The 11,889-nt window shown below is 32.8% G+C and carries 10 protein-coding genes; 4 read left to right on the forward strand and 6 right to left on the reverse strand.

The window, feature by feature from the left end; all coding sequences use genetic code 11:
- Nucleotides 1-10: 10 nt before the first annotated feature.
- The 3 genes from IMCC3317_RS18860 to IMCC3317_RS18870 all read left to right on the forward strand — a co-directional run bounded on the left by IMCC3317_RS18860 (nt 11) and on the right by IMCC3317_RS18870 (nt 2,783).
- On the forward strand, nt 11-1,126 hold the full coding sequence (locus IMCC3317_RS18860; protein ID WP_160131035.1) for a helix-turn-helix domain-containing protein: 1,116 nt from the start codon (nt 11-13) through the stop codon (nt 1,124-1,126).
- Between the two features lie 329 nt (nt 1,127-1,455).
- Nucleotides 1,456-2,244, forward strand: a complete 789-nt coding sequence (locus IMCC3317_RS18865; RefSeq protein WP_160131036.1) for a hypothetical protein — start codon at nt 1,456-1,458, stop codon at nt 2,242-2,244.
- A 32-nt stretch (nt 2,245-2,276) separates the two neighbouring features.
- Complete coding sequence (locus tag IMCC3317_RS18870) at nt 2,277-2,783, forward strand: hypothetical protein (protein ID WP_160131037.1); 507 nt, start codon at nt 2,277-2,279, stop codon at nt 2,781-2,783.
- A gap of 71 nt (nt 2,784-2,854) precedes the next feature.
- Here IMCC3317_RS18870 and IMCC3317_RS18875 read toward each other — a convergent pair whose 3' ends face one another.
- Nucleotides 2,855-5,092, reverse strand: a complete 2,238-nt coding sequence (locus IMCC3317_RS18875) for a polyribonucleotide nucleotidyltransferase (RefSeq protein ID WP_160131038.1) — start codon at nt 5,090-5,092, stop codon at nt 2,855-2,857.
- Between the two features lie 166 nt (nt 5,093-5,258).
- Entirely contained in the window at nt 5,259-5,528 is a 270-nt protein-coding gene (gene rpsO / locus IMCC3317_RS18880) for a 30S ribosomal protein S15 (protein WP_160131039.1), read from the reverse strand.
- Between the two features lie 241 nt (nt 5,529-5,769).
- Here rpsO and IMCC3317_RS18885 point away from each other — a divergent pair, with 241 nt between their 5' ends.
- Nucleotides 5,770-6,600, forward strand: coding sequence for a hypothetical protein (locus IMCC3317_RS18885; RefSeq protein ID WP_160131040.1), 831 nt, complete (start codon nt 5,770-5,772; stop codon nt 6,598-6,600).
- A 393-nt stretch (nt 6,601-6,993) separates the two neighbouring features.
- On the opposite strand, the gene accD is transcribed toward IMCC3317_RS18885, so the two are convergent.
- From accD to IMCC3317_RS18905, 4 genes are all read right to left on the reverse strand, one after another.
- Nucleotides 6,994-7,851, reverse strand: a complete 858-nt coding sequence (gene accD, locus IMCC3317_RS18890) for an acetyl-CoA carboxylase, carboxyltransferase subunit beta (protein ID WP_160131041.1) — start codon at nt 7,849-7,851, stop codon at nt 6,994-6,996.
- A gap of 397 nt (nt 7,852-8,248) precedes the next feature.
- A complete protein-coding gene (gene fbaA / locus IMCC3317_RS18895) occupies nt 8,249-9,316 on the reverse strand; it encodes a class II fructose-bisphosphate aldolase (RefSeq protein WP_160131042.1) in 1,068 nt (355 codons plus the stop codon).
- A gap of 256 nt (nt 9,317-9,572) precedes the next feature.
- Nucleotides 9,573-10,547, reverse strand: coding sequence for a DNA cytosine methyltransferase (gene dcm / locus IMCC3317_RS18900; protein ID WP_160131043.1), 975 nt, complete (start codon nt 10,545-10,547; stop codon nt 9,573-9,575).
- Nucleotides 10,548-10,610: 63 nt separating this feature from the next.
- Nucleotides 10,611-11,882, reverse strand: a complete 1,272-nt coding sequence (locus IMCC3317_RS18905) for an MspI family type II restriction endonuclease (protein WP_160131044.1) — start codon at nt 11,880-11,882, stop codon at nt 10,611-10,613.
- Nucleotides 11,883-11,889 lie beyond the last annotated feature (7 nt).

An 11,889-nucleotide genomic window follows, 5' to 3' on the forward strand; every position in this document is an offset into this window, starting at 1 on the left:
AATAAAATAAATGGGTTCTAATTTTTTTAATTTCTTATTAATTGCTGGTGCGGTTCAAGGATTTATCTTTAATGGAGTTACGTTGTTATCAAGGAAAAAAGTTGACAAGGTTATCATCTTTTTAAATTTAACAGTTTTCTTTTTATCGCTAAACAACTTGCAAGCGTGGTTAATTGCAGAAGAATATCGATTTGATATGTTTTTTCTACGACAATTTTTAGTGCCTTGGTATCTATTTATTATGCCGATGTTTTACATGTTTTTAATTCATTACTTAAAAATTCAAGATAAAGTAAAAGACTATTTAAAAATTGCAATTGTATTATTTTTAGTTGAATTAATTGCCAGAATAGTTCTCATCGCAAGTGTTCCTGAAAATGACACATCAGCTATAAGAATATATACATCAACCGAAGAAATTATAAATGCAACATTTTCAATTTTCCTATTCTGTAAATGCTTTCAAATTATATTCAAACGAAGTAAACTGCTTGATTTTATTGCGGATTATGACAATATAAAATGGTTGAAAATTTTTCTAATTCTTGGCGGATTTGTGCTTATTTTTTGGGTCTTGGCAATCATACTAAACAATTATTTCAACGATGATCGCGCGTATTATCCGCTGCGTTTGGCAACTTCTATATTATTATATTGGATTGGTTATCAAGGGTTTTTTAGATATACAATTGTACACGATCGAATTTTATTACGTGGAAAATTAGCGGAGTTAAAGTCAGGAAATACACAGAAAGTTGTTGTGCAAACGGAAACTAATTTAGTTGAAAAGCATCAACAAGAATTTGAAAACATAGCGAATTATATCATTGCCGAACAACGATTTTTAGACACCAAATTAAGCTTAGAACAATTGTCTGACGAATTGGAAATCAGCGCCGGACATTTATCAAAACTCATCAATACATATAGTGAATACAACTTTTCCGATTACATCAATTCATTACGCGTTTCGCAAGCAAAAGTATTTCTAAAAGATGATGATTTTGACAATTATACGATTGTTGCTATTGGATTGGAATGCGGTTTCAATTCGCGATCTACGTTCTACACAGCGTTCAAAAAATTTACCGATCAAACACCTTCCGAATATCGAAAATTAAGTTAAACTGTCTTAAATTTTCACTCGATGAAGATTTCGGACATTTCAAAAACAGTATCATAACACAAACTTTTCTTTCATTTTTCTTCTCTATATCAGTCAAGCTGAAAGTAATTGTGTTTCAAAGTAAATTCTTCTTCAATCATTCGTATTCATTGCTATTTAAGAACTTTTCTTCAAATTAGATTCCTATTGAAGCGACTCTTTTGCGATACTATTTCAACAAAAAAACACCAACAAAAAACGTCCGAATTTCCCCGTTGGAGCATATTTCGGATGCCAAACTTCCAAATCACGTTTACATTCGTTTCATATTAATCTAAAAACCATTTGTTATGAAAATCTTCAAATTTCTTAGTGTTTTAATTTTTATAAGTTGCGCTTCATGCGGAGTTGATAGAGTATATACAAGTGCTAGTTATGGAGATTTAAAATCGCATACCGCTAAACCCGAATATCAAGGAAAGCAAGAAAAAGCACTTTATGTATCTGCGGCATATAGTAAAGGAAAACATAATCAATTGGGCAATGCAGAACAATACAATGATAAGAAATCTATAATTTCTGCAAACATTCATAAAAGTGTTACTGGGAAATATTATAACTATTATTATGGAATTGGTGGCGCTTTTGGAAACTACACATTCATTAAAGGTTTAGATGAAAACGTTCAAGACAATGAACGAAAAAACTTTTTCAATGTAAACTCAAAAGTTGGAATTAATTATACATGGACACGAAAAAAATTCGACTTTCGTTTTATTGGTTTGGAAGTCGCCTATCATTATGAATTTGGTTCATACCAAGATAAATTGAAAGAGTTAGAAGAAGAATACAAAGACAATTCAGCAATATTGATATTCAAAGAAGAATCCATGTTTTCATGGAATTTGTATTCAGAAGTCGTGTACAAAATAAACAAAAACAATGCTTTAGAGTTCGGAATATTTGCAGGAGCTATTTTTCTTTCTCCTAGAGAAAGAGTAAATAATAGATCAAGTTTTGTGGGATACACATTGGCATATCGCTATAAAAGATTTACTGGAAGCTTTGTCTTTTCAAGCGCAAGTGCTGCTGATCCAATTAGAGGAAGTCGTTACGGATTGACCTATCGATTGGACTAATTTTTAACTCATTAATTTTAAAATCATTTATCATGAAAAAATATATCATCATAATACTGTTAGCACCCATATTTTGTGTCTCACAAGAAACAAGTAAGATCAAATTTAAGTCAATAGCTATAAATCCATTATCAATCTATTTGGAAAATGATTCTGGTGGTTTTGCTATAAGTGCGGACGTTGGGTTGTCTTACAAGGAAAATATTTTTCTAGTGTCCACACAGTTTGGATATGAGTTTGCAGTATTCACCACATATCTTGATTCTTTCTCTGAATTAAGTCTATTGTGGGGAAGAGAATTTAAACTTACAAGTTGGTTGCGATGGGACGGATTTGCTGGATTGGGTTATTTTTATTTGAAAGAAGGAAATTTTGATATTAGAGGTCATGATCGAAATTCAACGGTTGGTTTTCCATTAATTTCAAAACTAAAATGTATGATTGGAAACCATTTTTCACTCGGTATCCAACTCAGGGGAAATTTCAATTCTCTACAAACAATCGGTAGTGCAGGATTAATTTTACAAGTAGATTTTTAAATCTCAGTAATTATAAAAAACAAAAAAACGCCTCGAAATTTCGAGGCGTTTTTACTATATGTGAGAAAAGATTAATTCTTATCTTCTCTTGGTTTGCGATCTTCACGAGGTTTTCTATCGTCTCGTCTGTTATCACGCCCGCCACTTGGGCGTTTGTCATCTCTTGGTGGTCTTGCAACATACCCTTCAGGTTTTGGTAAGATTGCTTTACGAGAAACTTTCTCTTTACGTGTCTTTGGATCAACTCCAAAATACTTAACGTCCAAAACATCTCCCATATTCACAATGTCAGTTACGTTATCTGTGCGTTCCCAAGCCAATTCAGAAATATGTAATAACACTTCGTTTCCTGGTGCTTCTATATATTCTACAACAGCTCCAAAGTCTAGCATTTTTACAACTTTCACTTCGTAAATGCTTCCTTTTTCTGGTTTGAACAATAAAGAATCTATTTTTGCCATTACAGCTTCAATACCTGCTTTTCCAACTCCTAAAATTTCAACAATACCTTCTTCAGTTACTGGATCTTCGTTAATAACGATTGTTGTCTCAGTTACTTTTTGCATCTCTTGAATTACTTTTCCACCAGGTCCAATTAAGGCTCCAATAAATTCGTTAGGAATTCTACGTGTAACCATTGTTGGCGCGTGTTCTTTTACGTCAGCATTTGGTGTAGCAATCGTATCTGTTAGTTTAGTTAAAATATGTAAACGTCCGTCACGAGCTTGTTTTAAAGCATTCACAAGAATTTCGTATGACAATCCTTTTACTTTAATATCCATTTGACATGCTGTAATTCCTTCAGCAGTTCCAGTCACTTTAAAGTCCATATCTCCTAAATGATCTTCATCACCTAAAATATCAGACAATACAGCATATTTTCCAGATTCAGCATCAGAAATTAATCCCATTGCAATCCCAGAAACTGGTCTTATCATTTGAACACCTGCGTCCATTAATGCCATTGTACCAGCACAAACAGTTGCCATTGAAGACGAACCGTTAGATTCTAATACTTCAGATACAACACGAACTGTGTACGGGCAACTTTCAGGAATCATTCCTTTTAATCCACGTTGTGCTAAATTTCCATGTCCAACTTCTCTACGAGATGTTCCACGAATAGGTCTTGCTTCACCTGTACAAAAAGGAGGGAAGTTATAATGTAAATAGAAATTTTCTTCACCTTCGAATGATGGCATATCTATTTTATTTGCATCTCTAGACGTTCCTAAAGTTACAGTTGCTAATGCTTGCGTTTCTCCACGCGTAAATATAGACGAACCGTGTGTTGATGGTAAGTAATCTATCTCACACCAAATTGGTCTAATCTCGTCAGTTTTACGACCATCTAAACGTAAACCTTCATTTAAGGTTAAATCTCTAATGGCAGCTTTTTCAGCTTTGCGATAATAATCAGAAACTAAACCACCATAATCTTCTAATTCTTCTTCAGAAAAAGTTGCTTTGATATCTGCTTTAATTTCTGCAAATGCAGCACTTCTTTCGTGTTTAGCCGATCCAGCTTTTGCAATAGCATATACTTTATCGTATGCCATATCATGAACCTTCTTCTCTAAATCTGCATCTGTTCTTTCTCCTTCGTATTCACGAACTTCTTTCTTTCCGAATGCTTCTGCTAATCTTAGTTGAGCAGCACATTGTACTTTAATAGCTTCATGTGCAAACTTAATTGCGTCAGCCATTTCGTCTTCAGAAATTTCATCCATTTCACCTTCAACCATCATTACAGAATCAGCGGAAGCTCCAATCATCATATCGATGTCAGATTCTGCTAATTGTGCTCTAGTTGGGTTGATAATGAATTCACCATTTACACGACCAACTCTTGCTTCAGAGATGGCGCATTCAAATGGAAAATCTGATAATTGAATAGCTGCTGATGCTGCTAAACCTGCCATAGCGTCTGGCATTACATTTTCGTCATGAGACATTAACTGAATCATCACTTGCGTTTCTGCTGTATAATCTTTTGGGAATAATGGACGTAAAACTCTGTCTACTAAACGCATCGTTAACACCTCGCCATCACTTGGTCTTGCTTCTCTTTTGAAGAAACCACCAGGATACCGACCTGCAGCCGCAAATTTCTCTCTGTAATCTACCGTTAAGGGTAGAAAACCAAGATCTTTTTGTTCGTAATTGGAAACAACTGTACATAATAGCATACATTTTCCAGACTGAACAACAACAGAACCATGTGCCTGCTTTGCTAATTTTCCGGTTTCGATAGAAATTTCTCTTCCGTCACCAAGGTCTATAACCTCTTTAAAAACTTTTGGAATCATAAATTTTTTTTAATTCTAATTAAACAAAGGTCGTTGTGTTGTTGTTGTGTGTAGTTGTTGTTTTGACCCAATGAAAAACCAGTGATAATAGCTTTTTATTACTTTTCACTTTCGTGAGAAGGCACTCTTATATATTAAAAAAAGAGGCACGAAGCCTCTTTAGTTTTTATTTTCTTAATCCTAATTCTACAATTATCGCACGATATCTGTTGATCTCAGTTTTCTTTAAGTAATCAAGTAAGCTTCTTCTTTTACCTACTAACATTACTAGAGAGCGCTCTGTATTATAATCTTTACGATTTTTCTTTAAATGCTCTGTTAAGTGATTAATTCTGTGCGTGAATAATGCAATCTGACATTCTGATGTTCCAGTGTCAGTTGCTGATTTTCCATGCTTTGCGAAAATTTCCGCTTTAACTTCTTTAGTTAAGTACATGCCAATATTAATTTTAATGATTTTTATGTATCAATACGTATCTCGTATCAAGCGGCAAATATACTACTATTTTTTAGATACCAAATTAATAATTAAACCTTTTTGATTGCTAACAGTCTTATAATCATAAATGTTAAAAATTGTTAATTATGAAATGAGCCATCACAATTGGTTGGTACCAAACTGATAGGATTATTGGCGAATTCCATCTAACAAAATTAAAAATTTAAAAACAAAACAGATGAAAACCACATTCAAAATGCAACGAGGGATTTTCTTTTTAGTAGTAAGTCTCTTATTAATTACAACAGCTTGTCAAAACGAAGATGAAACTTCTTTAGCTGCAGAAGGAGCCGAACTAAACAGCGAACTTGCACTCCGAAGTGCAGACATTGATTTAATTTCTGATGATATTGGAATTATCGTAGAAGAAGCCTATCAAGAAGACGAATCACAGGTGTCTTTTTTACCAACTTGCGTCACCATTACAACAGTACTTACCACAGGTTCTAGAACACGAACTATAGATTTTGGTCAAGGATGCGAATTACCCAATGGAAATGTGCTTAGTGGAATTATTACCATAAGCCACGAAGTTGACAACAATCCGGCTCGAAGAATGATTGCCGTTACTTTTGATAATTTTCACAGAAATGATGTATTAATAGAAGGAACACGAAGCATAGAACGTGTTGTATCAAATGATGCTGGAAATCCACAATCAACTGCAACAGTAAATATGCAGGTTACTTGGCCAAATGGCGCGACATATTCACGTGAAGGAACAAGAATCCGTGAATGGATTGAAGGTGTTGGTTCAGGAACTTGGACGGACAATGTATTTTCTATTACGGGAAGCGTAACGACCACAGGAGTGCTTGGAAATACGCATGCAGCTACTATTACAACTGCATTACGTAGAGAATTAGCGTGTCCTTTTATTGTAAGCGGAACCGTAATTTTATCCAGAAATAGTGCATCAGGAACATTAGTTTTTGGTGACGGAAGTTGTGATAATGAAGCTTCTTGGACGAATCCAAACGGAGTAACACAAACAATTTATTTAAACTAGAAATCTAACAACCTGAGTTCGATATAAGTTTACTCAAATGAAATTTTAAACATATTTTTAAAACAAGTGCTAAGTATCTGATTTTCATTTTTTTATTTTCGTTTTCTTTGTTCGCACAAAGAATACTGAATCAAGTTCAGCACAGGCTTCACAAAAGAAAGTGCGCTTTTCCAGAGGTATTTTTAGTTTTTCTTTTAAGGAAAAACTAAAACCGCATGAATTTTTCTAAATTTTCTCCAAGGATTCGAAAATTCTTAACGAAAAATCCCTGCTATACTGCGGAAAAGACAAAAAACAATCTGAAACTTTATATCGAACTCACGTTAACAGTTTTAGGAAATAAAAAAGCATCCAATTGGATGCTTTTTTTGTACGATATGTTTTAAAACAAAATTACGCGCGTATTGGCTGATTTTGAATTAAATCAATATATAAGTTGATTTTGTTTTTGAGTGCTTTTCTGTGTGTAATGAAATCCAAAAATCCGTGCTCTAATAAAAATTCAGAGGTTTGAAAACCTTCTGGCAAATCTTTTCCAACGGTATCACGCACAACTCTTGGTCCTGCAAATGCAATTAATGCGCCTGGTTCTGCAATATTAATATCTCCCAGCATTGCAAATGAAGCAGTTGTTCCTCCAGTTGTTGGATCGGTACATAATGAAATATACGGAATTCCAGCGTCTGCTAATTGTGCTAGTTTTGCAGAAGTTTTTGCCAATTGCATTAATGATAAAGCTGCTTCCATCATACGTGCACCACCAGATTTTGAAATAATCATGAATGGAATGTTGTTTTTTAGTGAATATTCTGCGGCACGCGCAATTTTTTCTCCAACAACACTTCCCATAGAACCTCCAATAAAAGAGAAATCCATACAAGCAATGACTAAATCTTTTCCTTTCGATTTTCCAACAGCAGTTCTAACAGCATCTTTCAATCCTGTTTTTTCTTTGGCATCTTTTAGTCTGTCAACGTATTTTTTACTGTCTTCAAATTTTAAAGGATCTTTAGAAGTTAGATTTTTATCTAATTCTTTAAATTCTCCTTCATCGAATAATATTTCGAAATATTCTTTACTTCCAATACGAACGTGATATCCATCTTCGGGACTTACGTAATAGTTTTTTGCCAATTCTTCTGAATCTACAATTTTCCCCGTTGGTGATTTGTACCAAAGTCCTTTAGGAGTATCTTTTTTATTTTCTGTGGAAGTTTGAATTCCTTTTTCTTTTCTTTTAAACCAAGACATAATGATCTATAATTTATGATTTAGATTGAATGTTCAATCTGTATCGTTGGTATCAATTAGTTAGTTTTTACTTGCGTAAGCTGACAAAATTACTGTTTTTATTAGTGAAACTCAAAATTTGAATCCGCTATCTATCATTTTGATGCTTTATAGTCCTAAAAAACCTCGTTTATAAACTGATTTTACTCAGTATAAACGAGGTTCTTGTTTTTGATTATTTTTTTGTTTTTCACTTTCCACTTTCGTGAGAATAGCCGCGTTAGGGATTGAGGCATTTGTTGAAGCTCTTTTGAGATTCCTGCCTACGCAGGAATGACAAAAAGCGACTGCCGAAAGCCCGACGATTTTAGTTTGCTGAGGTTTTCTCGAAGCGAACTAAAATGGGAACGCCCAAATTTTACAACGTATTCACATTGTTCAAATCTTCAAATGCTTGTTTTAAACGTGTTTTGAACGTCAATTCGCCTTCACGTAACCATTTTCTTGGATCGTATGTTTTTTTGTTAGGAATGTCGTCTCCGTCAGGATTTCCAATTTGTGCCGCTAAGTATCTTTGATTGGTTAACATATAATCACGAATTCCTGACATGAATGCGAATTGCAAGTCCGTATCAATGTTCATTTTAATTACTCCGTAACCGATTGCTTCTCTGATTTCTTCTAGCGTAGAACCAGATCCGCCGTGAAATACAAAGTCAATATGATTGTGCTCAACATTGTATTTTTTAGAGATATGTTCTTGCGAATTTTTTAAGATTTTCGGCGTTAATTTCACGTTTCCTGGCTTATAAACTCCGTGAACGTTTCCAAAAGCAGCCGCAATTGTAAATCGTGGACTTACTTTCATCAACTCTTCGTATGCGTAGGCAACTTCTTCTGGTTGTGTGTATAATTTAGAATCGTCCACATCGCTGTTGTCAACTCCATCTTCTTCACCGCCAGTTATTCCTAATTCTATTTCTAACGTCATGCCCATTTTGCTCATGCGCGTTAAATATTTTTTACAAATTTCGATATTTTCTTCAATTGGTTCTTCCGAAAGATCGATCATATGTGAACTATATAATGGTTTTCCAGTTTCGGCGAAGTGTTTTTCGCTTGCGTCTAACAAACCATCAATCCAAGGTAATAATTTTTTTGCGCAATGATCGGTGTGTAAAATAACAGGAACTCCATATGCTTCTGCCATTACATGTACATGTTTTGCGCCTGCAATAGAACCTGCGATTGCTGCTTTTTGGTCTTCGTTGGAAAGTCCTTTTCCAGCGTTAAAATGTCCGCCACCATTAGAGAATTGTATAATTACGGGAGCATTTAATTCTGCGGCTGTTTCTAAAACACCGTTTATAGTGTTTGATCCAACAACATTTACAGCTGGTAAAGCAAAGCCTTTTTCTTTGGCTAATTTAAAAATTTCTTGTACTTCATTTCCAGTAGCAACTCCTGCTTTGATTGTATGACTCATTGCGTTTTAGTTTTTTTGTTTGGTTTACAAAAGTACTAAAAATGTAAAGAGTTTTTACGTAGTTGCTAATTTTAGAAGCGAATGAGCAATCACTTTTACGAATTTGATAATTTATTGCGTTTTGATGTTGTGATAACTGCTAAAATGTTTGTGTTTTTGCTGAAAAATTGATTTGTTGTTGGTGGTTTTGAAGAAGAATTTTAGTGTGATTTGTAACTGTCTGATGGCGCAAACGTTATAGTTTGGTTTTCAATATTTAGTGTGCGACTAAGTTCTTATCTATTTTCAATGCTACTTCTCTTTCTAATGTTGATAAAGTTTGTCTTATCTCGTTAGCTATTGCTTCTATAACAGGAACTGCTACAGAATTTCCCATTTGTCTATACATTTGTGTACGAGATACAGGAAAAATAAAGTCTTTAGGGAAACCCATAGTAGCTTTACATTCGTTTTCTGATAATAGCCTCAAACCCGTTTCACCATCTTTAACAAAAGTACCTGTTAATCGTTGGATTTTATGATAACTAGAAACTAATGTTTTAATTGGAAAATTTGAATTTTCATCTACAATTTGCGGTCTTCCATCATTTTTTTTGAAAATATATGAGTTTTGTAAATGTTTAGAAATATTATAACCTTGTTCATGTGTTTCTATAAATTTACCAATTCCAACCTTGGTTTCGGATTGCTTTGGCCAATTAAAATCAATTAAACTATTAGAATCATTCTTAAATCCAACAATATATATTCTTTTTCTATGTTGAGGAACTTTAAAATCGGCAGAATCTAAAATTTTGAAATCAACCCAGTATCCAAGTTCATTTCTTAAAGTATCAATAATGGTATCAAATGTTTTTCCTTTATCATGATTCTTTAAACCAGCAACATTTTCTAGTAAGAAACTACTAGTTTTTTTTTCCTTTAAAATTCGTACTATGTCAAAAAACAATGTTCCTTGTGTTGGATGTTGAAATCCTTCCCGTTTACCTATAGTGCTAAAAGGTTGACACGGAAATCCAGCAGTTAATACATCATGATTAGGAATAGACTTTATATCAATTTTTGTAATATCTCCACTTGGCATTTCAGCAAAATTTTTCAAATAAGTTTTTTGGCTAAAAGTATCCCATTCAGAACTAAATACACATTCAAATTCATTTCTTTCAAAACCCATTCGAATTCCTCCAATGCCAGCAAATAAGTCTATAAATTTGAATTTTTCTTTATTCATGAATATTGTTTTGTTAAAAATAATTTTTTTTAATTAAAACTTTACGATTATCATAAAAAGTTATCAATTATTTATTGAAGATAAAATAGGCATTTTTAATTGAATTCTTTTTCCTCTTTGTTTTGATGGATATGTCCAAGAAAATGGTGTTGAAAATTTTAATGTTGAGTTTTTCATTATATAATCAATATACTTATCATACTCGAAAAAGTGAATCTTTCCGTTCGAATTTATTAGTACGAAGTTTGAAATTTGTTTTGATGAATCTATTAAGTTTTCGATGTCGTGAGAGCCTTTAAGACACCATTCTGTCAATAATTTTGCTTTACCTTTCATTAGATTTGAAAATTCTTCAATTGTGTAATTTATTGGAAGATTGTCTTCAAATTCCGAATACGTAGGATAATTTTGAAATAATTTTAAGTAGGTTTCTAATTTTGTACCTGCACAGTTAAGAACTCTAATAAAGTCATCTGCTTTATAATCATGACAACTTACCCTTTTTTTTGTAGTATTCTTAATGGAAATTGTTTCTGAAATAATTTCACCATCTATAGTTGTTATTTGTATAAAAAGATCCGTTTTAGGATTACCTCCATTCTTGAGTAACGGAATTGAATTTGTTGTGTGAATTTTTATAATATCATTTTTGTTTAACTGATACTTTTTTAAAATAGTATCAATGATAATGTCATAAGTTGAATACTCTTTGATTGCTTTATATCTTTTGAGATACGTTTTATTATTTAACCACTCAGAAATTTCTTTTTCTAATTTATTTCCTTGAATGCCATAAAAACTTCCAGCTTCTCGTATGGATTTAAACTTTTGTTCGGATTGAATATCTTCAAATAAAGATGATTTTTCCTCGTAATATGTTTGCAAGAATTCAACAAACTCTGATAAAGTGAATAGGTGAGTTGCAGGACAATAAAATTCTTTATTGATGAACTTTTCTCTTAAACTAATAAAATTTGAGTTCTGTAGTTCTTCATCGGAAACAAGATATATTGTAGAAATGATATCTTCTGATAGATTTGATAATCTTAATATTCCATCAAGATCATAAAATCCAATTTTTGCTCTATCACTTCTAAATGAATTTGATGACCTAACTATAATTCTTTTATCATCAACAGTATGTATTACAAAGTTTGCTAAAAACTGATCTTCATAATCAAAAGCTCTATGTTTAAAATTGACTTTCTTTTCAAAATCTTGAATTATTCCATGATTTTTTAATTCAGAAAGTTGAGTTGTTATAAATAAAGTCATTCCTTGTCCTGAAAGGACTTTACTTTTGTTACTTTCGGATAAGGCTTTTTTTATGTCCATTTAATAG

Source organism: Kordia antarctica (genome assembly GCF_009901525.1).
GTDB lineage: Bacteria > Bacteroidota > Bacteroidia > Flavobacteriales > Flavobacteriaceae > Kordia > Kordia antarctica.